At 35.3% G+C, this 25,199-nt stretch carries 23 protein-coding genes; 2 read left to right on the top strand and 21 right to left on the bottom strand.

All coding sequences use genetic code 11. The features are described from left to right. Positions 1 to 5: 5 nt before the first annotated feature. From rpiA to tsaA, 8 genes are all read right to left on the bottom strand, one after another. Positions 6 to 665, bottom strand: coding sequence for a ribose-5-phosphate isomerase RpiA (gene rpiA / locus A6B40_RS08130; RefSeq protein WP_025247219.1), 660 nt, complete (start codon positions 663 to 665; stop codon positions 6 to 8). A 71-nt stretch (positions 666 to 736) separates the two neighbouring features. Continuing rightward, complete coding sequence (glmM, locus tag A6B40_RS08125) at positions 737 to 2,071, bottom strand: phosphoglucosamine mutase (RefSeq protein WP_025247218.1); 1,335 nt, start codon at positions 2,069 to 2,071, stop codon at positions 737 to 739. A gap of 15 nt (positions 2,072 to 2,086) precedes the next feature. After that, positions 2,087 to 3,613 (bottom strand): threonine ammonia-lyase, biosynthetic, encoded by a 1,527-nt coding sequence (gene ilvA / locus A6B40_RS08120; protein WP_414625547.1) that lies wholly within the window; start codon positions 3,611 to 3,613, stop codon positions 2,087 to 2,089. Between the two features lie 140 nt (positions 3,614 to 3,753). After that, on the bottom strand, positions 3,754 to 4,338 hold the full coding sequence (gene slyD / locus A6B40_RS08115; protein ID WP_176672097.1) for a peptidylprolyl isomerase: 585 nt from the start codon (positions 4,336 to 4,338) through the stop codon (positions 3,754 to 3,756). A gap of 100 nt (positions 4,339 to 4,438) precedes the next feature. Beyond that, positions 4,439 to 4,579, bottom strand: coding sequence for a hypothetical protein (locus A6B40_RS08110; RefSeq protein ID WP_176672096.1), 141 nt, complete (start codon positions 4,577 to 4,579; stop codon positions 4,439 to 4,441). Between the two features lie 71 nt (positions 4,580 to 4,650). Next, positions 4,651 to 5,337: an aquaporin Z gene (gene aqpZ, locus A6B40_RS08105; RefSeq protein WP_025216606.1), complete on the bottom strand. Its 687-nt coding sequence runs from the start codon at positions 5,335 to 5,337 to the stop codon at positions 4,651 to 4,653. 187 nt (positions 5,338 to 5,524) lie between these two features. Further along, complete coding sequence (locus A6B40_RS08100; RefSeq protein WP_176672095.1) at positions 5,525 to 6,277, bottom strand: SIMPL domain-containing protein; 753 nt, start codon at positions 6,275 to 6,277, stop codon at positions 5,525 to 5,527. A 60-nt stretch (positions 6,278 to 6,337) separates the two neighbouring features. Beyond that, positions 6,338 to 7,075, bottom strand: a complete 738-nt coding sequence (gene tsaA / locus A6B40_RS08095) for a tRNA (N6-threonylcarbamoyladenosine(37)-N6)-methyltransferase TrmO (RefSeq protein ID WP_025247215.1) — start codon at positions 7,073 to 7,075, stop codon at positions 6,338 to 6,340. 59 nt (positions 7,076 to 7,134) lie between these two features. Here tsaA and A6B40_RS08090 point away from each other — a divergent pair, with 59 nt between their 5' ends. After that, positions 7,135 to 8,043, top strand: a complete 909-nt coding sequence (locus tag A6B40_RS08090) for a 1,4-dihydroxy-2-naphthoate polyprenyltransferase (protein ID WP_176672094.1) — start codon at positions 7,135 to 7,137, stop codon at positions 8,041 to 8,043. Between the two features lie 76 nt (positions 8,044 to 8,119). On the opposite strand, the gene A6B40_RS08085 is transcribed toward A6B40_RS08090, so the two are convergent. The 4 genes from A6B40_RS08085 to rpsU all read right to left on the bottom strand — a co-directional run bounded on the left by A6B40_RS08085 (position 8,120) and on the right by rpsU (position 13,300). Continuing rightward, a complete protein-coding gene (locus tag A6B40_RS08085; RefSeq protein ID WP_176672093.1) occupies positions 8,120 to 9,109 on the bottom strand; it encodes a DUF3298 domain-containing protein in 990 nt (329 codons plus the stop codon). Between the two features lie 93 nt (positions 9,110 to 9,202). After that, on the bottom strand, positions 9,203 to 11,074 hold the full coding sequence (rpoD, locus tag A6B40_RS08080; RefSeq protein ID WP_025216601.1) for an RNA polymerase sigma factor RpoD: 1,872 nt from the start codon (positions 11,072 to 11,074) through the stop codon (positions 9,203 to 9,205). A gap of 92 nt (positions 11,075 to 11,166) precedes the next feature. Beyond that, positions 11,167 to 12,930: a DNA primase gene (gene dnaG / locus A6B40_RS08075; RefSeq protein ID WP_176672092.1), complete on the bottom strand. Its 1,764-nt coding sequence runs from the start codon at positions 12,928 to 12,930 to the stop codon at positions 11,167 to 11,169. 154 nt (positions 12,931 to 13,084) lie between these two features. After that, positions 13,085 to 13,300: a 30S ribosomal protein S21 gene (rpsU, locus tag A6B40_RS08070; protein ID WP_006252283.1), complete on the bottom strand. Its 216-nt coding sequence runs from the start codon at positions 13,298 to 13,300 to the stop codon at positions 13,085 to 13,087. A gap of 248 nt (positions 13,301 to 13,548) precedes the next feature. Here rpsU and A6B40_RS08065 point away from each other — a divergent pair, with 248 nt between their 5' ends. Further along, a complete protein-coding gene (locus A6B40_RS08065) occupies positions 13,549 to 14,802 on the top strand; it encodes an O-antigen ligase family protein (protein WP_176672091.1) in 1,254 nt (417 codons plus the stop codon). 33 nt (positions 14,803 to 14,835) lie between these two features. On the opposite strand, the gene rfbB is transcribed toward A6B40_RS08065, so the two are convergent. From rfbB to A6B40_RS08020, 9 genes are all read right to left on the bottom strand, one after another. Next, positions 14,836 to 15,861, bottom strand: coding sequence for a dTDP-glucose 4,6-dehydratase (rfbB, locus tag A6B40_RS08060; RefSeq protein WP_176672335.1), 1,026 nt, complete (start codon positions 15,859 to 15,861; stop codon positions 14,836 to 14,838). A 555-nt stretch (positions 15,862 to 16,416) separates the two neighbouring features. Continuing rightward, positions 16,417 to 17,727, bottom strand: a complete 1,311-nt coding sequence (locus A6B40_RS08055) for an exopolysaccharide biosynthesis polyprenyl glycosylphosphotransferase (protein WP_176672090.1) — start codon at positions 17,725 to 17,727, stop codon at positions 16,417 to 16,419. 21 nt (positions 17,728 to 17,748) lie between these two features. Continuing rightward, a complete protein-coding gene (gene glf, locus A6B40_RS08050; protein ID WP_176672089.1) occupies positions 17,749 to 18,852 on the bottom strand; it encodes a UDP-galactopyranose mutase in 1,104 nt (367 codons plus the stop codon). A 216-nt stretch (positions 18,853 to 19,068) separates the two neighbouring features. Then, the gene (locus tag A6B40_RS08045) at positions 19,069 to 20,022 is read right to left on the bottom strand and encodes a beta-1,6-N-acetylglucosaminyltransferase (protein ID WP_176672088.1); all 954 of its coding nucleotides are present in this window, start codon (positions 20,020 to 20,022) and stop codon (positions 19,069 to 19,071) included. A 138-nt stretch (positions 20,023 to 20,160) separates the two neighbouring features. Then, on the bottom strand, positions 20,161 to 21,189 hold the full coding sequence (locus A6B40_RS08040) for a glycosyltransferase family 2 protein (RefSeq protein ID WP_176672087.1): 1,029 nt from the start codon (positions 21,187 to 21,189) through the stop codon (positions 20,161 to 20,163). After that, positions 21,186 to 22,220, bottom strand: coding sequence for a glycosyltransferase family 4 protein (locus A6B40_RS08035; RefSeq protein WP_176672086.1), 1,035 nt, complete (start codon positions 22,218 to 22,220; stop codon positions 21,186 to 21,188). Before A6B40_RS08035 ends, A6B40_RS08040 begins: the two co-directional genes overlap by 4 nt. After that, positions 22,217 to 23,287, bottom strand: coding sequence for an EpsG family protein (locus A6B40_RS08030; protein WP_176672085.1), 1,071 nt, complete (start codon positions 23,285 to 23,287; stop codon positions 22,217 to 22,219). The genes A6B40_RS08035 and A6B40_RS08030 overlap by 4 nt, the downstream gene beginning before the upstream one ends. 15 nt (positions 23,288 to 23,302) lie before the next feature. Further along, a complete protein-coding gene (locus tag A6B40_RS08025; protein ID WP_176672084.1) occupies positions 23,303 to 24,091 on the bottom strand; it encodes a DUF4422 domain-containing protein in 789 nt (262 codons plus the stop codon). A gap of 12 nt (positions 24,092 to 24,103) precedes the next feature. Next, on the bottom strand, positions 24,104 to 25,063 hold the full coding sequence (locus A6B40_RS08020) for a glycosyltransferase family 52 (RefSeq protein WP_176672083.1): 960 nt from the start codon (positions 25,061 to 25,063) through the stop codon (positions 24,104 to 24,106). Positions 25,064 to 25,199: the final 136 nt, after the last annotated feature.

Raw genomic sequence — 25,199 nt, 5'->3', positions numbered from 1 at the left:
ATAAATTATTCTAATATAACTGCACCTTCAGGTGTGCCAACAATAGTAACATTAGCATAACGCTGTGCGAAAATGCCATTTGTAACGACACCTGCAATATTATTGATTGTATACTCCATTTTCAACGGTTCGATAATTTTAAAATTATGTACATCTAAAATCACGTTGCCATTATCGGTTACTACTCCTTCACGATATTCCGGCGAACCACCAAGTGCCACTAACTGACGAGCAACGTAAGAGCGAGCCATTGGAATAACTTCTACCGGTAATGGGAAAGTTGAACCCAGTACATCCACCTGTTTTGAGGTATCCACGATACAAATAAACTTTTTAGCCAAAGAACTAACGATTTTCTCACGAGTGAGAGCCGCACCTCCGCCTTTAATCATCGCCCCTTGAGGTGTGATTTCATCAGCACCGTCAATATAAACATCAAGTTCACTCACTTCATTGGCACTAAACACTTCAATGCCGATATCACGCAGGCGTTCTTCTGAGGCTTTTGAAGCGGCAACTGCTCCTTTAATTTCATCTTTCATTGAAGCGAGAGCATCAATAAAGCAGTTTACCGTTGAGCCACTACCAACGCCTACAATCGTATTCGGTTTTACAAATTTTAATGCAGCTTGAGCTGCAATTTTTTTCATTTCTTGTTGATCCATTTTTTGCTCCTTTTAAACAACAAGCGGTCATATTTTGCAAATTTTTTACAAAATATGACCGCTTGTTGCGATTAATTACGTTTTACTGCTTCAACAATTTCTTCTGCACAGCTTTGTGCGAGTTGCCCATCTTCGCATTCTACCATTACACGAATTAATGGCTCAGTACCTGATTTACGCAATAAAATACGCCCTTTGCCTGCCAAACGTTTTTCTACCTCAGCGGCAACGGCTTTCACTTCATCGCTTTCAAGGGGATTCTCCGCACCTTTCTCAAAACGAACATTCAGTAGAACTTGAGGGAATAACGGTACAGCTTTCGCTAAATCATTGAGACTTAATTTATGGCTTACCATTGCAGCTAATACTTGCAGAGAGGCAATTACTCCATCGCCTGTTGTATTTTTATCTAATACAATGATATGCCCTGAGTTTTCACCACCCAATTTCCAGCCTTTCTCTTTAAGCTGCTCTAGTACATAGCGGTCACCTACGTTCGCACGAGAGAATGGAATCGCTAACTGTTTTAATGCTAACTCCAAGCTCATATTACTCATTAATGTGCCAACTACCCCACCTTGTAATTTACCTGAGCGAAGAGCTTCACGGGCTAAAATAAAGAGAATTTGGTCACCATCAACTTTATTACCTAAATGATCAACCATAATTAAACGGTCGCCATCACCATCGTAAGCTAAACCAACGTCTGCTCCTGCTTCAATCACCACTTTTTGCAGGGATTTAATATCCGTTGCTCCGCATTTTTCGTTGATGTTTAAACCATCTGGCTTCGTACCAATCTCAATTACCTCTGCACCTAACTCACGCATTACACTTGGTGCGATATGGTAAGTTGCACCGTTGGCACAATCTACTACGATTTTATAACCTTCAAGGCTTAATTCAGATGGAAAAGTTCCTTTACAAAATTCAATATAACGCCCAGCAGCATCATTAATACGGCTTGCACGCCCTAAATTTGCTGAATCGACACAATCCATTGGCTGATCAAGCATTGCTTCAATCGCTTCTTCGATTTCATCAGGCAATTTTTCGCCTACTGATGAAAAGAATTTAATCCCATTATCATAATATGGGTTGTGAGAAGCTGAAATCACAATACCTGCTTCAGCACGAAAAGTACGGGTTAAATAGGCTATCGCAGGAGTAGGCATTGGACCAACAAATACTGCCGATAAACCAGCTGCAGTTAAACCCGCTTCAAGTGCAGATTCCAACATATAACCTGAAATACGAGTATCTTTTCCGATTAGAACCTTTTTTGTGCCTTGTGTTGCCAACACTTTACCCGCTGCCCAACCGAGCTTTAAGGCAAATTCAGGAGTAATCGGAAATTTACCTACTTCTCCACGCACACCATCTGTGCCGAAATATTTACGAGCCATTTTAATTCCTAACTTTTATTTCAAAAAATATTGATATGCAGGGCTATTGCTGACATTTTGGAAACGATAGCCAAGCTGTTCTAAATGTTGATTTAATTCTACTTCATCGCCTTGATTTAGTGCAAATGCAGCGAGAATATCACCATAATCTGCCCCGTGAGCACGGTAATGGAACAAAGAAATATCCCAATTTGTGAGCATTTGCAAGAATTTCAGTAACGCCCCTTTCTGTTCCGGGAATTCAAAACTATAAAGCTGTTCATTTTTGATAGAGGCCGCTCTACCACCAACCATATAACGAATGTGAGTTTTAGCAATATCATCATCCGACAGATCCGTTACATCATAGCCATTTTGCTGTAGCTCTTTAATGATTTCTAACTTCTCTGCCGAGCCGGAAATTCTTACGCCAACAAATATGCACGCATTTTGATCATCGGAATGACGATAGTTAAATTCAGTTACCGCACGATTACCTAAAATCTCACAGAAAGTTAGGAAACTGCCTTTCTGTTCAGGGATGGTTACCGCCAGTAATGCTTCACGTTTTTCGCCGATTTCACAACGCTCAGAAACAAAACGCAAAGTATGGAAATTAACATTCGCCCCGGAAAGGATACAAGCTAAATTCTTTTCTTGTAATTGGTGCTGTTTTACATATTTTTTTAAACCAGCCAATGAAGTTGCCCCCGATGGCTCTGAAATGGCACGTACGTTTTCAAAAATTAACTTCATTGAAGCACAGATTTCATCATTATCCACCAACACAACATCATCAACATATTGCTGACAAAGGCGGAAGGTTTCATCGCCAATTCGGCGAACCGCAATACCATCGGCAAATAAGCCCACACGCTCTAAATCGGTTGGCTGACCATTTTTCAATGCGTAATACAAACAGGCGGAATCTTTAGACTCTACCCCAATAACTTTAATATTTGGTAAAACTTGCTTAATGAATACGGCAATTCCTGCAATTAATCCACCACCACCAACAGGAATGAAAATATAATCTAAGTCCGGCTTTTGCTGCACTAATTCCAAACCGATAGTGCCTTGCCCTGCAATTACCGCTGGGCTGTCAAACGGGTGAATAAAGGTCATCCCCAATTCAGTTGAAAGCTCAATCGCTTTTGCTTTAGCTTCATCGAAGTTTGCACCATAGAGCAATACCTCACCACCATAACCACGCACTGCATCAACTTTGATTGCAGGGGTATTTTGTGGCATTACAATCAGGGCTCTTAAACCTAAATGTTTTGCTGAAAGTGCCACACCTTGAGCATGATTACCGGCGGAAGCGGCAATCACACCGGCTTCTTTTTGTGCTTTAGATAGATTAGAAATCATTGCAAAAGCACCGCGCAATTTAAAACTATGCACAGGCTGACGATCTTCACGTTTAATAAACACATTATTGCCTAAACGTTCAGACAGTTTTTCCATTTTTTGCAGAGGGGTAACTTGGGCGAGATCATAAATGTTCGAGCTTAAAATCGAACGTAAATAATCTACCGATTCGTTTTGTTTGGTTTCACTCATCATTTGAAAGGTTATATTTTTATAAAGACATTGGTAAATTTTCAGAGAAATTTGACCGCTTGTTTAACTATTTAGCAATGGCTTTAAAAGGGAAATTCTGAAAACAGCTCTCCCTCTAAAAGGGAGGGAGAACATAAAAATTAGTGATAACTGCCGCAGCCGCAGCCACCGTGTCCGTGATGGTGGTCGTGATCGTGTCCACCACAGCAGCCTTCGTGATCGTGATGATCGTGTCCGCCACAACCACAACCGTGCTCGTGACCACCGTGAACGTGTCCGTGTGCAATTTCTTCTGCCGTTGCTTCACGCACGCCAACTACTTCTACAGAGAATAATAACTCTTGACCGGCTAACATATGGTTGCCATCTACCACCACTTCATCGCCATCAACTTCCGTGATTACCACCGGTAATGGGCCTAAATCGGTATCAGCGATAAAACGCATACCCACTTCTAATTCATCAACGCCCATAAACACGTCTTTCGGCACGCGTTGAACCATATTGTCGTTGTATTCGCCGTAACCCTCTTCCGGTTTTACACGTACTTCAAAGACTTCGCCTACAGCTTTGCCTTCAAGGGCTTTTTCTAAGCCTTCCACCAAGTTGTTATGACCGTGTAAGTATTCTAACGGTTGATTTGCCGGAGCTTCGTCTACTAATACGCCGTCTTGGGTACGCACTTGGTAAGCAATGCTTGGCACTAAATCTTTAGTAATTTTCATATTGAATCCTTTAATTCATACTGTGTGATTGAAAATAGCAAGTCATTTTAACGCTTTATTTTATATTTGCAATCTATCGGCAAATTTTTACCGCTTGTGATTAATCGATAATATCAGGAGTGACAGTATCCACCGCATCAACAGCAGCGCCTACCACACCACCTACGACAGAAGTCACTAAGCAACCGCTGAGAAGTAAAGTAGCTGAAATCACTCCGCAAAATTTAATGAAGTTTTTCATTTTAAAGTCCTTATAAAAACAAAAAACAGCCCTAATCGACAATTAGGGCTGCACAAAATTAATTCGTTAAATTATTTTTCATCAGCGATGAAGCGGTAAGCAACTGCACCGATAATTGCACCTACGATTGGCGCTGCCCAGAACAACCATAATTGTTCAATCGCCCAGCTGCCTTGGAATAACGCCACACCGGTTGAACGAGCCGGGTTTACCGAAGTGTTAGTTACCGGAATGCTGATTAAGTGGATTAAGGTTAAACCTAAACCGATTGCAATCGGAGCAAAACCTGCCGGAGCACGTCTATCTGTTGCACCCATAATAATAATTAAGAAGAATGCCGTTAATACTACTTCAATTAATAACGCTGCCATTAAGCTATAGCCGTGCGGAGAGTGTTCGCCGTAACCGTTGCTTGCAAAACCTGCGGTTGCATCAAATGTCGGGATACCTGACGCGATGGTGTATAACACTGCACCGGCTGCAATTGCACCAATAACTTGAGCAACAATATAAGGTACTAAATCTTTCGCGTTAAAACGTCCACCAACTAATAAGCCGATTGAAACTGCGGGGTTGAAGTGACCACCCGAGATGTGACCTACCGCATACGCCATTGTTAATACGGTTAAACCGAACGCTAATGACACACCCGCATAGCCAATTCCTAACTCCGGAATGCCAGCTGCTAACACTGCACTACCACAACCACCAAACACTAACCAAAATGTACCGAAAAATTCAGCAAAATATTTTTTCATTTTTTATCCTTACCTTAACAGGCATTTACACATCATGTGTTTACTTTCCGAAAATGCTATAAATAGCCAATAAATAAAATATGAGTATTACAGTTTGCTACAATACTCATATTTCGGGTCACTAGTATAGACGGACTCCCCCTCAAAATTAAAGTAAAAATACAAGTCTATACAAAACTATACATTTCTATTCAAAATCGACACTACCTGAAGCAGAGGCAGAAATGGTAGTTTTCCCTGCTTCTAACGGCATATCTGCTGATTTTCCCATTGCAGTTTGTTCCGCTGCATACATCGTACTTGCCATACGAGATCCATACTCATAGCCACCATCGCTAGGTGTTTGCAGATTAACCATACTTAATCGATATTTTTTCGCCCCTAAAGCTTTTTGAATAATCTCTGCTTTATCTTGGAATTTTTTGATGACCTCAAGTAGCATCTCTTCTTCCAATGAGGCTACTTTCTCAGGTGATACACCAAAGTAAATAGATTGGATTGCCACATCTTTACCTAAATTTTCTAACACCTCAGCCATGGCGTTAAAATCTTTACTTTTCAAGCTCACGCTACCGTAGGCTTGCCAACCGTCAATATTCCCTTTGTTATTGTAATTGGCGTTATTGCTAATTCCTTCCGCTTGCACCTCAATCGCCGGATGTTTTTTTGCTAGTTCCAGCACTTGATTCAAATTTTGCGAAACACTTTTTTTCAGTTCAGGTAATGACTTCCCTGATTTTTGGCTATAAACCGTTGCCTGCATTAAATCTTGTTCAACGCTACGAGTTACTTTGGTTGAGAAACTAAAGTTTGAGGCTTGTTTTTTCTCTACCGAAACAACCGTACCGGCAGGGGCTGCCTCTGTGGTAGCCGTTTCAGCAAAAGCCGTTACCGTTGTTAGTGCAAGCGGTAGAAGTGTGAGAAAATTTTTCAATTTCATAATTAGTCCTTAAAGGGATAAAATTCACTTATTAGATATCTCCACTTTCAGAAAGTTCATTTACTCAATCGAAAGGACGAGCACTTGCTCACCTTGTTCTATTTTCCAGCGAATATTATAGCCTGCAAGGTTCATACCATAAATTCTATCGGATACTTTCCCTTGTTGATAAGCCGGTCGGGGATCTTGTGCAATCACATCACGAATAAAAGTAAGTGGCTGCTCAATGCCAAATTTTGCAAAATTTTGGCAAAATTTGACCGCTTGTTGAACTTCTTCGCTAAATACAACTGATAATTTCTGCTCCGGTTTTTCTTGTGCAAAGCCCGAAACTGCATCAGGTTCACTATCCGCATAGACGATATAAGGCTTAATATCCAAAATCGGCGTGCCGTTTACTAAATCCACACTGCCCAATTTCAGATAAACGTCGCCGTTCTCAACCACCACTTCTTCTAGTCTCACTTTCGACAAGCCCAATGGATTAGGGCGATGAGTCGCACGGCTGGCAAATACCCCGATTCGCTCATTCCCACCTAAACGAGGTGGCCTAACCGTAGCGTGCCAATCCCGTTCTGGAATGTGGTGGAACTGAAAAATCAGCCAAATATGGCTAAACTGCTCCAAGCCTCGCACCGCATCGGGCGTGTTATAAGGTGGCACTAATCGCAAAATGCCTTTTCCTTCCGCTACCAAATTGGGCTGGCGAGGCACGGAAAATTTTTCATCGTAAGGGCTTTGCATAATACCGATTGGATTGATCTGGATCGGATTTAATTGTTTTGGGGTAGAAGTCATCGGGATTTTTTCTGATAAAATGACGGAGATTACTCATTATTTTAAACGAAATATTATTTATGAACAAAAATTCCCTTTTTTCGATTTGGTTTAGCACCGCTCGCCCCAAAACTTTGCCACTGGCGTTGGCATCAATTATTGTTGGCTCGGCACTGGCTCATTGGGCTGGAAAATTTGATTTTATTACGACATTATTGGCTTTTATTACGACTATCTTGCTACAAATTCTCTCTAACTTCGCTAACGATTACGGCGACCACGTGAAAGGTTCCGACACCAAAGAACGAATCGGACCGCTTCGAGCCATTCAGCAAGGAGCAATTAGTGGCGAGCAACTAAAAAAAGCGGTGATTATTTTAAGTCTGCTCTCTTTTATTTCAGGCGTAGCATTAAGTGCTTATGCCTTTGAGAGCATTCAAGACTTGTTCTTTTTTATTGGGCTGGGTGTGGTGTCAATTGTTGCTGCAATCACTTACACCGTCGGCAAAAAGGCTTACGGTTATTTAGGATTGGGCGATCTGTTTGTGCTGATTTTCTTTGGCTTTGTAGCGGTTATCGGCGTGTTTTACCTACAAGCTCATAGTGTACCATCAATAATTTTACTACCTGCTTTCGGCTGCGGATTACTCTCTGTTGCGGTATTAAATATCAATAATTTGCGTGATATTAACCAAGACAGACAAGCCGGCAAAAACACGCTGATTGTGAGAATTGGCAGCCAAAACGGGCGAAAATACCATGTTGCGTTGTTGGTACTAGCGGTTATTTCTTATCTAATTTTTGCAATTTCGGAATTTGAACATTGGTACAGTTTCATCTTCTTACTTGCTGTACCGCTACTCGCAAAACACGCACGTTTTGTTTATCAACATCAAGATCCAAAAGAGCTTTACCCAATTCTAGGGCAAATGGCAGGGTTGGCATTAATCACTAACTTGTTGTTTAGTCTGGGGATTGTATTGGGGTAAGTTGCAAAATTTCAACAAAAATAAACCGCTTGTAATAAAGGATTACAAGCGGTTGTTTTTTAACTTAAATTTACAATTAGTTCTCTAGCTCTTCTGCAAAGAACCCATCTTTTTCACCACGTTGATAATCTGAGTTGAGTAACTTATTGATACTATGCCAATCTGCTTCAATCTCTATATTGCCTTCTGCGTAAGCACCCAATTCGTATGGAGGATAAACAAAGACAATCCCTTCAGAGGTAAAATAGAATTGGTCAGAAATACGGAACTCTTTTTTATCTCCAAATCCATTATATTTACCATTTTCATCAACTCGTTCACGACTGTAATTTTCCCAAAGGATCTCTTTCAGTTGAGCTTGATCTTTTTGGCTGATTAAATCATTTAAGCTAATGATTGCTTTTTTAGCTAAATCCACATTGATATATTGCGTATAGTGCATACCGTGAGCACCACCTGTGTAGCTATAATGTGTCATCAAAAAAGTAGCGATATTATTGCGTTGCCCCATAAAAGTACTATGAATATGCTCATCATAGCCAATTGTAGGCTCTGTTTTCACACTTTCAACTAAACCTTGATAAACTTCTTCACGGTGCTTTTTAAACTCATCTTCGGTTGGGTTTTTCAGCTTTCTGCCTTGTTCTTCATTGTAATCATACGCCTGATTAATCAACAACTGATTGAGCCAATCAAAATTTGTTTTTGGAAGCGTCACAATCGAACTCACCGTGCTTTCCTCAATTGCAAATTCTTCTTTTGGATCAACTTTATGCTTAATCACATCTTTTTTATCGAAGATTTTTACAATCTCAACATTTAATGCGGTGTTTTGTTGGGCTTTCTCTAGCTCTGCTTTTAATTTGTCATTCTCCGCCTTCACGCTTGAAAGCTCGGCAACTTCGGCTTCTTTTTTTGCCAATTCCGACTGGGCATTTTTTAATTCTGTGCCTAAGTGAACAATTTGTTTTTCAGCTTCTAATACCGTTTGTGTCATTTTGCCGTCTTCACAACCCGCAATCACAAATACTGAGCTAATTAAAAGGGCTAATAGTGATTTTTTCATATCTCTCCTTCTTGTAAAAAATTTAAGAAAAACAACCGCTTGTTATTAATCTTAAAACAAAAACCCCTGTACCACAAGGCACAGGGGAAATCATTAATCATCTAGGAAACTGCGTAAGGTTTCTGAACGGCTTGGATGGCGTAATTTACGTAACGCTTTTGCTTCAATCTGACGAATACGCTCACGGGTTACATCAAATTGTTTACCTACTTCTTCAAGCGTATGGTCGGTGTTCATATCAATACCGAAACGCATACGTAATACTTTTGCCTCACGTGGAGTTAAACCTTCCAGCACTTCGTTGGTTGCCATACGCAAGCTCTCAGCGGTTGCGGAATCTAGTGGTAATTCAAGGCTTTCGTCTTGAATGAAATCGCCCAAATGTGAATCGTCATCATCACCAATTGGAGTTTCCATTGAAATTGGTTCTTTAGCAATTTTCAACACTTTTCGGATTTTATCTTCCGGCATTCCCATACGCTCTGCCAACTCTTCCGGTGTCGCTTCACGCCCCATTTCCTGCAAACATTGGCGGGAAATACGGTTAAGTTTATTGATAGTTTCAATCATATGCACCGGAATACGGATGGTTCGAGCCTGATCTGCAATCGAACGGGTAATTGCCTGACGAATCCACCAGGTTGCATAGGTTGAAAATTTATAGCCACGGCGATATTCAAATTTATCCACCGCTTTCATCAAACCGATATTACCTTCTTGGATTAAATCCAAGAACTGTAAACCACGGTTGGTGTATTTCTTCGCAATCGAGATCACTAAACGTAAGTTCGCTTCCACCATCTCTTTTTTCGCACGGCGAGCTTTCAGTTCACCACTAGCAATGCGTCCGCCAATTTCACGGATTTGGGAAATGGTCAAACCTGAAGTTTGTTCTAAATTCTGTAAATTTGCGATATTAATACGAATATTATCTACATAATTAGCAAGTTTTGGTGCCGCATTTTTCTTCGCGTTAATCGCTTTTTCGATCCATTCTTCGCTTAATTCGTGTCCTTGGAATGCTTTTAAGAAGTCCGCTTTTTTCATACCTGCATATTCAACCGCATAACGTTGAATCTGGCGTTCTTCTACACGCACTTGTTTCATTAGTTTTTGCATAGAGGCAACTAATAAATCAAATTGTTTTGGCACTAAGCGGAATTCACGGAAAATATTAGATAAAATTTCAATCTGCTCTTTTGATTTTTTACTGGTTCTACCGTGTTTTTGAATCGCTAACAATACTTTTTCGTGTTGGTTACGCAGAGCTTCAAATTTTTCCCGCGCTAATTCAGGATCAATAGAGCTATCATCGCTGTTATCTGAGCTGCTATCGCTTTCTTCGTCTTCATTTTCGTCATCAACAACAGCGACAGTATCAGATTCTTCATCATCATTTAATTCAGCATCAAGTTCTTCTAAAGGTGCTTCTTCCAAAATATTTGGATCAACAAATGCCGTTACCAAATCAGAAAGGCGCATTTCACCGCCTTCAACTTGAGCATAGCATTCTAAAAGCCCCGTTAATACTTCTGGATATTCTGCAATTGCACATTGAACTTCATTAATCCCTTCCTCAATACGTTTTGCAATATCAATTTCACCTTCACGAGTTAAAAGCTCAACCGTCCCCATCTCACGCATATACATACGCACAGGGTCAGTCGTTCTACCTAACTCTGATTCTACGGTGGAAAGTACTTTTGTCGCTTCTTCTACCACATCTTCATCAGCGATATTTTCAGCAAGGAGTAAATCGTCCGCATCTGGGGCAACCTCTAAGACCTGGATCCCCATATCATTGATCATCTGAATGATATCTTCAATCTGCTCCGCATCCACTAACTCTTCCGGTAAGTGATCGTGAACTTCAGAAATCGTTAAATACCCCTGTTCTCGTCCTTGTGTGATCAGAAGTTCTAATTGGGATTGCTGTTCTAATTGTTGATCTGCTTGGTGTTCCATAGTTTATCCGTTTATTATGCGAGCAAAAATAGTAGTGGATTATACCACTAAATTCAGCTTGGCTTGGTAAATTTGCAAAAAATTTATGAATTTTAACCGCTTGTTATACGATTCTGCTCTAAAAAAAAGTACTCTTTTTTCTCATCGTCAGTTAAACCTACCGTTCTGTCTTTAGCAATTAGCTCTTCTTTTCGTAATTCCACTAATTTTGCGTAGAGAAAATCGAGAGTTTCGATAAAGGTCGTCTCAACATTTTCCGGTAACACTAAATGTTCCCAACTTGCGAGTGTTTCAACTATTTTATATTGGGGATGCTCTCGATAATGTTCAAGTAGCCCCCCCATACTAATGCCAGCATTTTGCTGACAAATCGCCACGACATCCGTTAATAATTCAAAACCTGGTTCTTTTAATACTTTTAGAGAACTCACATCTGGCACAAATTTCACTAAATGCGGGTTTTGCAATAATAAGGCGATCAGTAATCGCATTGGCGTTCTCTTGATTTTAATAGCTTGATGAGCCGCTCTCTCTTCTGCTTTTTTATTCGGTAATAATGCTTCTATCTGTGTTGGATCAAGAATGCCTAACTTCTGTCCTAAAATATTGCGTAAATAAACACGTAACATTTCCCCCGGAATGCGGTTAATCAGCGGCACAGCTAAGGCTGCCAGTTTTGATTTTCCTTCTTTTGAGGAGAGATCTACATCAGCAAGTAAACTATCAAACAAGAAGTTGCTTAGGGGTTTGGCATTCTCCGCTAAATATTGCTCAAAGCCGGCTTTACCTTGCGAGCGAATGAAGGTATCCGGATCTTCGCCATCAGGCAAGAAAATAAATTTGAGCTGACGCCCATCTTGCAAGTAAGGTAAGGCATTTTCTAACGCACGCCACGCAGCATCTCGTCCTGCTCTGTCGCCATCATAACAACAGATAATTTGCTCAGTACAGCGGAACATTTGCTGAATTTGCTCACCTGTGGTTGCCGTGCCTAGTGAGGCTACTACATTATCCACCCCAAATTGAGCTAGAGCCACCACATCCATATAACCTTCAACTACAAAGAGATAATCTGGATTTTCATTCACTTTGAGAGCTTGATATAAACCGTACAGCTCGCTGCCTTTGTGGTAAATTACAGTTTCAGGCGAGTTCATATACTTCGCCCCTTGCTCATCATTCGGTAACACTCGACCGCCAAAGGCAATTACTCGTCCACGTTTATCTCGAATTGGGAACATCACCCGATTACGAAATTTATCGTAAATTCGACCGCTATCATTTTTGGTTAAAATGCCCGTATCCAGCAATTTTTGTGTTTCTTCAAGCGATTGCCCGAAAGTACGCAAAGCGGCATCAAACGCATTCGGGGCAAAACCAATTTCAAAACGTTCGATAATCTCCGCCGATAAACCACGCTGTTGCAAATAACTTTGTGGCTCAATTTGATGAGTAAGATTTTGCTGATAAAACTTTGCTACCAATTCCATCAATTCATAGAGATTACGCTTAGTCTTAAAATTCGCTTGCGGTTTTCCATCACGATTGAGCACATTCTCTCTCGGCACTTCTAGACCGTGCATAGCAGCAAGCTCTTCAATTGCTTCTGGAAATTCTAATTTGTCGTAATCCATCAGGAAAGTGATGATATTACCATGAGCACCACAGCCAAAGCAGTGGTAAAACTGTTTGGATTGACTGACTGAAAATGAAGGTGTTTTCTCGTGATGAAAAGGACAGCAGGCTTGATAATCCCGCCCTGCTTTTTTGAGTTTAACCCGACTGTTGATGACCTCAACAATATCGGTGCGAGCAATAAGATCATCAATAAATGAACGTGGAATTGTGCCTTTCATTGATTTCCTCCTGCCCTTTGACTGATACAAGCGGATAATTTATCGTAAAATTTTGCAAAAATATAACCGCTTGAATAGAAACGTTAAAAACACCAAAACCGTGAGCCTAATAGGAATCACGGTTTCGATATATTTGTACCAATTAGCAAACTAATTAGTATAAACGTGTGTTGCGTGCGTTCTCACGGAAGTTACGTTTAGCGTGGCGCTTAGCAAGTGATGCTTTTTCACGTTTACGAATTGTAGTTGGTTTTTCGTAGAATTCACGAGCACGAACTTCTGCTAAGATACCTGCTTTCTCGCAAGAGCGCTTGAAACGACGTAATGCAACGTCAAATGATTCATTTTCACGAACTTTAATTACTGGCATATGCCATCACCTCAGAAAAATAGATTAAATTATTAACCGCACACAATTTTGGCGGCATAGAACAAAAAAGGTAGTGCATTCTACCTCAACAAAAAAGCAAAGTAAAGAGCAGATTGATGCTGAAAATCTAAGTTTATAGAACATAGTTCAAGTAAAAATCTCGGATTCTTATCTCAAAAAATAGATGGATAGGTTCACTTTTATTATTATAAAATGAGTAGTATTCTTTTAATTATTTGGATAAATCTATGCTGCTCAATTTCAGAAAAACAGAAAATAAGATGATGCTGTTCTCCAATCTGCTCGTCGCTCTTTTTTTTATCACGGTTTTAACCTTCAAAAAAGGCTACAGTTATGTGCCAATGGCGTTAAGTGTTATCGCCACGCTCACATTCTTATACCATCGTTTCAAATTAAAAAACAAACGGCAAATTGATAAAGAAGGCAAATATCTTATTTGCGCCCTTCTTGCCTATTTTCTGACTTTTGTAATCTCGGCTGTTTGTAACGGTGATGGATTTCGTGAAATCGACAACCCAAGTCGAATTTTACTCTTTATTCCATTAATTTTTTTCTTCGGGCTATACCCTATTAAAAAAACGACACTCTTTCACTTTGTTCCAATTGGAGCATTAGTAGTAGGGCTGTTAGCGATTTATCAGAAATTTATGCTAAATTGGGAAAAGCCATTTCCTGATACAATGCATATTCAAGCAGGTAATATTTCTATACTTCTAGGTTTGATGAGTATTGCGATTGCTTTCTATTGGTTTGCTCAACACAAAAATAAAACCGGAATACTTTATATGCTTTGTGCTGCCATGGGGTTACTTGCCAGTATTCTAACCGGTGCAAGAGGTGGATGGATTGCCTTCCCTGCTTGCTTTTTGATTATTTTGCTATTTAACTTTAAACAGATAAATAAAAAAATTCTAGCTGTTGCAACCATTTTATTCGCACTTGCTATTTCTCTATTTATTTATAAACCTGAATTCGGTATTCAAAAAAGATATGAGCAAGCGAAAAATGACATTTATCATTATACAGAAAAAGGAAATAAAAACTCTTCTCTAGGAGCTCGTTTTGATATGTGGGAAAATGCATTTGTTGCAATAGCCGAGAAGCCTCTATTCGGACACGGTAGCTCAGGTTATGAAATATTTAAGAAGAAGCAATTAGAATCGAAACAAATGGCTAAAAGTACACTACAATTTAACAGCCTACATAATCAATATTTAGAATCTTTCGTTAAAAGAGGCATTATTGGCTTTGCGGCACTCATGGCAATTTTACTCATTCCATTTGTAATTTTTGCAAGACGCCTAAAAGCTGAAGACAGAGCAGTTAAATGCATTGCAGTATTAGGTATAGTACATATTACTGCACACTCATTCTTTTTCTTAAGCCAATCTTTCTTAGCGCATAACTCGGGTTCAATATTTTATTTCTTTGTATTGATTTTGTTGTATCACTTAATTAAACACAAAGAGCAAGAACTTTAATAAAAACGAAAAGGCAGAAATAAGTTCTGCCTTTTATGCTTTCCAAAAATTTGGATTATCTAAATACCATTCTACTGTTTTACGCATCCCGCTCTCAAAAGTTTCTTGTGGCTGCCAGCCTAACTCTTTTTGAATCTTTGAAGAATCAATCGCATAACGAGTATCATGACCTGGGCGATCTTGCACATAAGTAATTAAATCTACGTAATATTTAACATTTTCGGGTTTATTAGGTACAAGTTCTTCCAATAAATCACAAATCGCACTTACCACCTCAATATTTGTTTTTTCTTGGTGAGAGCCGATATTATAAGTTTCTCCCACCTTACCTTGAGTTAAAACTTGATATAAAGCCCTAACGTGATCTTCAACAAAAATCCAATCCCGACGTTGTAAACCATTACCATAGATTGGCAAAGCTTTTCCTTGTACCGCATTTAAAATCATCAATGGAATCAATTTTTCGGGATACTGATAAGGACCAAAATTATTAGAACAGTTAGTAATAATAGTCGGTAGACCATAGGTTCTATACCACGCACGAACCAAATGATCTGCCGAGGCCTTAGAGGCGGAATAAGGACTGCTAGGGGCATAAGGAGAATTTTCTTTGGATAATTCAGCCGTTAATGGCAAATCACCAAATACTTCATCGGTTGAAATGTGATGAAAGCGAAAGGCTGATTTTCTAGTTTCCGGCAAGTTCATCCAATATTCATGAGCAGCTTCTAATAAAGTATAAGTTCCAACAATGTTGGTTTGAATAAAATCAGCCGGACCAGTAATAGAACGATCCACATGACTTTCTGCCGCTAAATGCATAACAGCATCGGGTTGATATTTGCAAAAAATCTCAGAAATTTGACCGCTTGCACAAATATCAGCTTGCTCAAAATGATAACGCTCAGAGTTTTGTACTGTTTCGAGTGAGGTTGAATTACTGGCGTAGGTGAGCTTATCCATATTGATCACAGAATGAGCCGTTTGTTCAACCAAAAAACGAATTAAGGCAGAGCCGATAAAGCCTGCTCCGCCCGTAATTAATATATTTAAGTACATCATATAAATAATAGCTTAAGAAAATAATCCCTTAAAAAAGAAATTTTTTGCAAAAAGAATAATTATTAAGCAAACGAAATAGATTAATATCATTCTAAAAAAATCTCCAATATATATTGGTTGGAGAAATACTAAATAAATTTAACTCGTAACTCATTATTAATTTATGAATAAGATAAATGCCTAGACTACAACCAGATAGATTTCTTAAAAATACAAAATATTTAATCTTGAGAATTAATTTTTAGCATATAGCTAAAAGTATATTTAATAAAAACGAATACAGGCAAAGCCAAAAACACCGAATAGAAATGTATAATCCAAATAAGAACCTATCAATTTAGCTTGAAGAAAGAGAATAATGCACTGTCAAAAAATATCGTAGCAGTACACTTGCAACTCCTAAAAAATAGATAATAATGTAAAATACCATTATGGTGCAACACTAATACAACAAAACAAGCTCAATATTAAGGATATCGAAATGTATAACTCTTGAGTTATTAGTTTCTTTTTTCATTTAACTTCTTCATTTTATTTTAAAATACTATTAATCTAATATGCACCATCTCTTTTTAAAACTGTTTTAAAAGTTTTAAACAAAATAATAACATCTCCCCATAATGACCAATTTTTCATATACCAAACATCCATCTGTACTCGTGTATCAAAATCAGTATCGCTACGACCACTTACTTGCCATAACCCTGTAATTCCAGGCTTGACACCTAAAACTAAGGAGATTTTATTACCAATATCTTTTTTCTCTATTACCATATAAGGACGAGGCCCTATTATACTCATTTCACCTTTCAATACATTTAACAACTGTGGTAGCTCATCTAAAGATGTTTTTCTTAAAAAAGAACCAACTTTAGTAATACGAGGATCATTCATATATTTATGGTAAATATTGTAATAAGCTTTTTCTTCTGGATTCATTTCTAACCAACCTGCCATAAAAGATTGATCAGAGTACATAGATCGGAATTTATAGCATAAAAACTCTTTACCATTTAATCCTAATCTCCTTTGCCTAAAGAATATATCACCTTTAGGATCTTCAAGCTTAATCCAAATAGCAATTAAGCAAAGCAATGGAAGCCAAAAAACTGATGATAAAGTAACAATTGTATAATCAATTACAGCTTTATAAAATCGATTTAATTTACTCAATAACTTGTTTTCTAAATGAAATACATTTACTCTTGACTCAAGAAGATTATATATACTAGACTGAGAGAAATCATACCCTACTAAAAATGGAGAAAAGATAATTTCTCTACTACTCTTAATATTATCTTCAATAATACTATTTAATTTATCTTTGCTAATATTTGCACTATCAATAAATAATGTCTCATGTTTTATATTATCTGCTTTAATATAACCTAAGTAAGGATCATTAAAAAGTTGAAATCTAAAAGAATCACTATCTGTAATAATCTTCGCTGGCTTCTGCCAAAATTTTAATTTAAACAACATTCGTTTAACAAAAATCTTAAAAATAGGAATTATAACTGCAGAAATACAAAATATTAATATTAACGTACTCCTTGAATAAAAATCTGCATTCTGTCCCAAAGCTAAGGCAGCAAACAAAATAATAAAAGATAAAAAGCAAGCTCTAACTACTAACTTGCTTTCATGCCAGAACTCGAATCTTCTGCTATAGGCCCCAAAATAAGTAAGGAGAAGAATAAGAGTAAAGTATACGGCAGTAAATGTAATATAGGAATATGTTATCACAGGTATATCCCAAAAAACATTTAATATCTTTCTTAATGACACCGCACATATTATAGACAAAAATATAGCAAATATATCAGAAATAATTAATATTATCGCAGAAATTATCTTATTCAAAATAAACCCCTTGAGAATCATTTACTTAAAATGTTTATCTACACAATCTAAGGCTTCAGCAATAATATTATGCATATCAAAATATTTATATTGGGCTAAGCGTCCACCAAAAATAACATTTGGTTGATTTTCTGCTAAAGCTTTATATTTTTCATACACCTCATTATTTCTCTCATCATTGATTGGATAATAAGGCTCATCACCCTCTTGATACTCTTTAGAATACTCTTTCGTTATATATGTTTTTTTCTGCTTACCAAATTCAAAATGTTTATGCTCAATAATACGTGTAAAAGGTATCTCACTTTCAGTATAGTTAACAACCGCATTACCTTGATAATTTTCAAGTTCAAGTAATTGGTTTTCGAACTTTAAGCTACGATATTCTAATTTACCGTATTTATAATCAAAATATTCATCAATCATTCCTGTAAAGACAATTTTCTCAGCTAAACTTTCGTAATACTCACGTGCTGCAAAGAAATCAACATTTAATTTCACCTCAATATCGACAAGCATCCTTTCAAAAATACCTGTATAGCCCCCAATCGGAATGCCTTGGTAAGTATCGTAGAAATAGTTGTTGTCATAGGTATAACGCACAGGTAAACGTTTAATAATAAAGGCAGGTAATTCCGTACATTTACGTCCCCATTGTTTTTCTGTATAACCTTTGATTAATTTTTTATAAATATCACGACCAACCAATGAAATTGCCTGCTCTTCTAGATTTTCAGGCTCTATAATATTTTCTTCAGCAATTTGTTCCTTAATCTTTGCTTCCGCTTCTTGAGGAGTAATCACACCCCACATTTTATTAAACGTTAGCATATTAAATGGAAGGCTATAAAGCTCATCCTTATAACGAGCTACCGGTGAATTGGTAAAACGATTAAATTCTGCAAATTGTTGAATATAATCCCAAACTACTTTATTGCTGGTATGGAAAATATGTGCACCATATTTATGCACGTTAATTCCTGCAATGTTTTGGGTATAACAGTTACCTCCAATGTGATCACGTTTTTCGATTACTAAGCATTTTTTGCCACGTTTTGCGGCTTCATAAGCAAAAATAGACCCAAAAAGACCTGCTCCAACAATAAGATAGTCATATTTTCTCATAAGAATGTCCTAATGTATATTAACTAAAATCTAAATTTATTATCATCTATAGCTTTCCTCTCCCAAAATTAGGCTAACTTAAGAAGTGATTTCTGTACTCACTAGGACTTACTCCTTTTAAGTTCCCTTTCATACTACTGATCCGGGCATAAACACAAAAACACTCATTCCATAGTCTTAATTATGAAAAGAATTAGTAGGTATTAACTCATAAATTTAGGAAAACTTCGATCTCGCCTTAATGAAATCTACCGTCGCTGGGTAAGCTTGTATATCAAACTTTCTAGCAAAGAAATGCCCTCTAGTAATAGCCTTCTCTAAAGAAAAAAAATCTTCATTCGAATCTGTCCAAGTGTAAGGAGAACCATCCCACCAATTGATATATCTTAGATTACCTTGAAATTCCTCTGAATCATTTTTCATCCCTTTTGAATAATAAATCCTAGATTCCCAACCATATTTATTAATGATTGTAGGAATAAATAATTCATCACAAAATAGTGAACGAGAAAAAACATCTCTAATCCACGATTCCTCATTGATTAGGATAGTGACTAACTCATCTGTAATACTAACCCAGTTCGAAGCATATCCTAAAGCTGTACCGAAGGTTTTAAACTTATCTGCACTACATATTCTTTTTATATAGAATTCTGAAGATCGGATAATTTTTTGAAAAATTTTACCAATCAACTTATTACTAAAAGTTCGTTCACTAATATGTGGAGCCCAATAGTGGATTCTAACTCGATCATAAATTTTATTTCTTTCAAATGATTCTTTCGAGACTATAGTCAAGAACTCCTTACCTTGATGTTTATCAAAAAATTGGTGGATAGTGTCTTGACTGACTAGAGGTAAGTCAACACCAGATAGTAAATGATAGTAAGCATAACTTCTATTTTTATGCGCTTTTTTAAATAGAAGCATTTCTGCTTGTATTTGAGAATAATCTCCCCAGTTTACCGAAATTCTATCAGTAAAACTTACCATTGATATCAAATTCAGAGCAGTGATTTTTTCTTTCAAATCAGTAATACGGCTATCCTCTACTTTAACATCGATAAATAAATAAATATCATTTCTAGGATGATTAAGTAACTCAATTAAAAAGAGTAATTGCTCAAATTTTTCATGTGCAATTATAAGATAAGCATGTTTTTTAGACATAATAAACCTATTCTTGATGTAACACGACTAGTTTTTCTCACAAAGCTCTAATCAGCCTTTTCAAACACTAAAGTATACAAGATAATCTAATCCCAGTAGATGTAAATAAATTGCAGTAGACTTCATATTTTATGACAACTATTTTTTAATTAAATTAAATACCTCTGTTAAAAGTAACAGCAGATAATCTTGCTTATTTAAGTAAAGTGATAAAAATAATCTATATTGAAGTGCTAGTTTAGGAACACATAAAATAATTTCCCTTTCTATAGGATATCTAGCTCTATAATCTACAAGTCTCTGTAACTTTTCTTTATATGAGAAAGAAGCATGGCTAAGCATTTTCTTTATACTTAAAGCATATTCTTCAAGATATTTAAGTTTAACGATATCTTTCTCATAGTTATCCTTAAATATAGTATTAAATAGAGTAATAGAACGATTAAAAACATAAGTTATATTACATAATCGAGTTTCATCAAATCGTCTGGATAATGACGATTGGTTTCCTATCCGATAAAAGTATAACTTATCATTCATGCCTTTTATAGATGTACAAGTAGTTAAATAGTTTAGGTTAAATAACAAATCCTCGCCTAAATTAATGTTCGATTTAAATAATGAGTGTATTTTTGAGCGTTTATATATTTTACAACAAGGACTATTAAAAAATAATCTTTTATACATTTTTTCGAAATGAGAATTCCCTAATTCAGATAGTAACGAAAAACTATCTTCATCGTCCAATAAGTCTTTTTCATTAGCTATAAATTTTTTATATCCCATTCTATTTTCTTCAAATGTCATGTAATCACAAAAAACAAGATCTTCTCCATTGTAGTTATAAATAAGCTTCTCACAAAAATTGTGAGAAACATAATCATCGCTATCAACAAACATAACTAATTCTGATTTAGTAGCTAAGATACCTGTATTTCTAGCCTCAGATACACCTGAATTTTCTTTATTAATGAGTGACACAAAATCGTACTGTTTAGCGTATTTCTCACAGATAAAACGGCTATTGTCCGTTGAACCATCATTAACTAAAATAATATCAATATTTTGGTATGTCTGATTGACTAAGCTTTCTAGACAAGTTTCTAAATAATTCTCAACATTATAAATAGGAACAATAATTGAGATCTTCATATCAAATAAACTCATTCTTCAACAGTATTCACAAGATGTTCTAATATATTACTATTTTTATAATTAGATTTATAATAGATAATATTATAATTCAACTCATTCAATATTTTGGATTTTTCCTCAATAATATTAGCAAGCATATAACTATCAATTGAACTTAATAATGAAGTTGTTTCCTTATTCACAACTTCACTTATTACTCCCACATCCGATACTATAATATAGAGTCCATTTGCTATTGCTTCTAGCATACTTATTGGTAATGTTTCATCTTTATACTTCGATGGAAATAATAAAATATTCATTTCAGCTAAAACTTCAGCTTTTTCTAAACCATACACACCATTTATATAAGTAACATTATCCATATTTTCTATTTCTTGAAGAAATTTATCTTTAAGAGAGGGATCAAAAAAGACACCAGAAAAATAGAAATGAAAATCTTTATTACATCTCATTAGCTTAGCTACAGACAGAACTGTTTGATAACCTTTCTCAGGAATCATATTGCTAAAATAAATAATATTTATTGGTTTCTTACTATGCTTTTTAATTAACATTTCTTCAGAAATAAAAATATTCTCATCTATCCCATTACGGATAATTCTAAACTTATCTTCATTGATTTGCATGGATGAAAACATTGCCTTCTGTTTATTACCAAGAATAATAATTTTATCTACTCTTTTATATAAACATCTATTTATCCAATTTAAAATAGTATTCGATTCAACAATAGATTTAAAACTACTATTATGGAAATGAGTAATAATTTTTTTTCCTCTTAGCATCATTAAAAACAGATAAACACAATCTCTTAGATTACCAAATAAAGAACCTGATGGAGTAAAATAAAATTTATCACAATTCACAGCCAAAATTTTAAAGCAGTTGCTAATAAATTTAGTATTTTTGGTAATATCTAATTGATATAGGGAGTTATCACCATATTTCTTATTATAATGTAAGATAAAATCATTAATTGCTTTCCCCAATCCAGTTTTCTTATTCTCAATCTGCCCAATCACTATTAGTTTATATTTCATGGCATAATCTCCATTATTTCTGGATGAATTTGGTATGGCAGTGTTTCACCATAGTTTGTGATCATAATAGTTTTTATGAAAAAGAGAAGATAAAAAGCTAATAAAATTAGTGTATACATATACCTCGTCCGCAAACTATCAATATAATATATCATATTAGGAAATATAATAATATGGAATGGCATAAACATGTAGAACAATCTATATCCGTTAGGTATAAATGGCATAACTATAGAAAGAAACAATATAATATAATTTATGTTTTTGTAGAATGTTACCTCTCTAATTTTATTTTTTTTAGTTTTCATATTTATTAAGTGAAAAACTATAAAGCTAACAACACCATATATTGTGATTGTTATGTTGTATTCTTCTGTATGAAAGCTCCCTCCTACATATTCAGAATAGAATCCTATAATCATTATTATATCATATATACTATTTTTGAATAAAATAAATAATACAGAAGTCAAAATCCCTATTATTATAAATGATATTGTGCTAATAGTCTTTTTATTAAGAAATATCAATAATAGACAAATAATAGCTGCCTTATGAAATAGAGAAGCGATTACCACATATAATACATAGAATACTATTTTTTTATCAAAAATAAATTTCATTGAGTACAATACTATACCCATAGACATAGCTTGCCTTATCCCATTAAGAGAAAAATTATAAAAACTAGAGAATACATAGACAAAAACACTTAATACTAGTATTTTAGACTGTTCTTTTATTGCCTTGAAAATAAAAAATACACAAATAAAGTGATATATAGCGAAGATATATTGATAGTGTTCTTCACTACTTAATGCGAAACCCAGCTTAGCCAATTCTCTAGCCAAAACTTCAAACTTAACATCATTTCCTTCTAATACAAGTGGTATTTGATAGTTAGAATAAAAGATATAATCTGTACCTACTTCATACCTAATTGCACCTAATATAAAAAGGATACAAAATGAAATAAAAAACAACGGATTAGCTATATTTCTTTTATGGAAAAAGGAATATAATATAGCACATAGGGTCGATAAAAGCCCAAAACATAAATATATCATTTATAATTCCAGAAATTAGAAACTTCGTTTATATTTTATTCCAAAGAACTTAGATAATAGAAATGAGGAGATTTTTCTAAACCAATCAATTTTCCCTATATACACAAAAGGGACACTTTTAACTCTAAACTTATGTTTCTCTAACCAAACGTTAAATAAAATCTCACTTACTCTACCAAATAATCTTGCTTCAAAATCAGTATAGCCTGTTAGATCAATTTTTTCATATAACTTGTCTAATACGCTAAATAACCATATACAGTATTGGTCAGAAAGTTTCTTATTCATAATAAACATATTAAACATATATCCACCTCTCTTTTTCATTACTTTATCAAAAGCTGGAATATATTCTGGTGATATGTCTAATATTATCTCTCGAGATAAATCTAGATGCTCCCCACTAAATGTATTTTTATAATGTGAATATAGAGTTTCAATATAATAATTTCTTTTTTTAGGTAAAATAATATCATGCGAATTTAATAACTCTCTAATTTCCTCTTCAGAAAGAATTAATGTATCAATATCCTCTTTATTTTTATTAGTTTTCAATGTAGAGAAATATCTACGATAGTGGACTAGCCCTAGGTAATCACAATCCATATTTTTCCAAGCCCAATATAAACCCGTTAACTCACAGTAATAAGGATTTTTATGAGATATATTCTCTCCAACATCATCTCTCCAACACCATGAGATACTTTCTTTATTGATTGAACCTACTTGGATAGGTATATATAGCTTACTATTTCTAGGAAAAGTTGTTTCCTTGTGTGTCGCAATAATAATATTTATTTTCATTGGCTTTCCTTATCATTCTTCTTCAATTAGCGTAACTCCTGAATTAACAAATATCTCATAAATAGAAGAAATATCTTCAGGAATTGATTTTGGTTTTATCGCATAAACTTCAACATTAGGAAAGTTTGCTATATTTAATATTGAGCCACTAAATAATGTGTAAACTTTAAATTTACAGTTATTCTGTTTTAATTTCTCAATAAGAAAATCTTCAAATATAAGTTCCGTTTTTATTATATTAATATAATTTTCTTTCAAGTGTACGATATCTTCCCTTGGATGAGGGAAATAGTAGTCAATATCAAATTTATTTATGTACTGAGATATCTTATTATATAACTCTAGATCAAATTGATATATAGGCTGCCCTAAAAAAAAACGATATTCTTTTTGATTACAATTAGAACTAATAGTTTTTTCATCATCTGAATATAACACAATATGTTTGGTTTCATTTATTATGTTTCTGAGCGATTTATAAATCGTAAAATGTAACTTAGATTTCTTCTTAAGTAACTTTAAACTGACTTTCTTCCCAATTAATCTAAAAACAATATTTTTCAAAGTTCCCACATTTTCTTCTTTGTATAAATAACTACCTTCTGCTATATTTGCTGTGCCATCATCATACGTATATATATCTGAACTATTAATAAAACGAGATAATAATGTTTGAAGCCAAATATTTTCCAAATTAGCTAGAAAAACAGATTTATACATAGGTAAAAAGAAACTAAGGATTCTTAGATATAAGAGATCACATATTGTGAATATTTTACCTTTACCACTTGACAACAACTTTATATAATTAAATTTTTCACAACACCTACTCAGTCTATTATAGTAAAATCTATATTTCTTATTATCGTGATGAGTTATAACAATAAGGTGAAATTTTTCATCTGGATGTAGACTAATAATTTTTTCTGCCATAAGCATTTGAAAAGGTGTTGTACATATAATTAAATTCATAAAATCCTTCAATTATTTAGTAAGTTTTATTTTAATAACAATCAACCAATAAGGTATAAAAACACCTTAACTATCTATTTCTGCCTTTCTTCATATTTAGAACATTTATTTTACGAATATCAATAAGTGATTTTTC

The organism is Mannheimia varigena, from assembly GCF_013377235.1.
Lineage (GTDB): Bacteria > Pseudomonadota > Gammaproteobacteria > Enterobacterales > Pasteurellaceae > Mannheimia > Mannheimia varigena.
Note: the sequence above shows the minus strand (reverse complement) of the source record. Positions and strands in the feature narration are given on the sequence as shown.

Coding starts and splice junctions, on each gene's coding strand:
- A6B40_RS08100 (WP_176672095.1), bottom strand. CDS start 6,277: ATGAAATTGAAAAATTTTCTCACACTTCTACCGCTTGCACTAACAACG.
- glf (WP_176672089.1), bottom strand. CDS start 18,852: ATGAGAAAATATGACTATCTTATTGTTGGAGCAGGTCTTTTTGGGTCT.
- A6B40_RS08065 (WP_176672091.1), top strand. CDS start 13,549: ATGCTGCTCAATTTCAGAAAAACAGAAAATAAGATGATGCTGTTCTCC.
- A6B40_RS08110 (WP_176672096.1), bottom strand. CDS start 4,579: ATGAAAAACTTCATTAAATTTTGCGGAGTGATTTCAGCTACTTTACTT.
- A6B40_RS08045 (WP_176672088.1), bottom strand. CDS start 20,022: ATGTCTAAAAAACATGCTTATCTTATAATTGCACATGAAAAATTTGAG.
- rfbB (WP_176672335.1), bottom strand. CDS start 15,861: ATGTACTTAAATATATTAATTACGGGCGGAGCAGGCTTTATCGGCTCT.
- A6B40_RS08040 (WP_176672087.1), bottom strand. CDS start 21,189: ATGAGTTTATTTGATATGAAGATCTCAATTATTGTTCCTATTTATAAT.
- A6B40_RS08020 (WP_176672083.1), bottom strand. CDS start 25,063: ATGAATTTAATTATATGTACAACACCTTTTCAAATGCTTATGGCAGAA.
- A6B40_RS08090 (WP_176672094.1), top strand. CDS start 7,135: ATGAACAAAAATTCCCTTTTTTCGATTTGGTTTAGCACCGCTCGCCCC.
- A6B40_RS08030 (WP_176672085.1), bottom strand. CDS start 23,287: ATGATATATTTATGTTTTGGGCTTTTATCGACCCTATGTGCTATATTA.
- tsaA (WP_025247215.1), bottom strand. CDS start 7,075: ATGACTTCTACCCCAAAACAATTAAATCCGATCCAGATCAATCCAATC.
- A6B40_RS08035 (WP_176672086.1), bottom strand. CDS start 22,220: ATGAAATATAAACTAATAGTGATTGGGCAGATTGAGAATAAGAAAACT.
- rpoD (WP_025216601.1), bottom strand. CDS start 11,074: ATGGAACACCAAGCAGATCAACAATTAGAACAGCAATCCCAATTAGAA.
- dnaG (WP_176672092.1), bottom strand. CDS start 12,930: ATGAAAGGCACAATTCCACGTTCATTTATTGATGATCTTATTGCTCGC.
- aqpZ (WP_025216606.1), bottom strand. CDS start 5,337: ATGAAAAAATATTTTGCTGAATTTTTCGGTACATTTTGGTTAGTGTTT.
- rpiA (WP_025247219.1), bottom strand. CDS start 665: ATGGATCAACAAGAAATGAAAAAAATTGCAGCTCAAGCTGCATTAAAA.
- A6B40_RS08085 (WP_176672093.1), bottom strand. CDS start 9,109: ATGAAAAAATCACTATTAGCCCTTTTAATTAGCTCAGTATTTGTGATT.
- A6B40_RS08025 (WP_176672084.1), bottom strand. CDS start 24,091: ATGAAAATAAATATTATTATTGCGACACACAAGGAAACAACTTTTCCT.
- slyD (WP_176672097.1), bottom strand. CDS start 4,338: ATGAAAATTACTAAAGATTTAGTGCCAAGCATTGCTTACCAAGTGCGT.
- rpsU (WP_006252283.1), bottom strand. CDS start 13,300: ATGCCAGTAATTAAAGTTCGTGAAAATGAATCATTTGACGTTGCATTA.
- ilvA (WP_414625547.1), bottom strand. CDS start 3,613: ATGAGTGAAACCAAACAAAACGAATCGGTAGATTATTTACGTTCGATT.
- glmM (WP_025247218.1), bottom strand. CDS start 2,071: ATGGCTCGTAAATATTTCGGCACAGATGGTGTGCGTGGAGAAGTAGGT.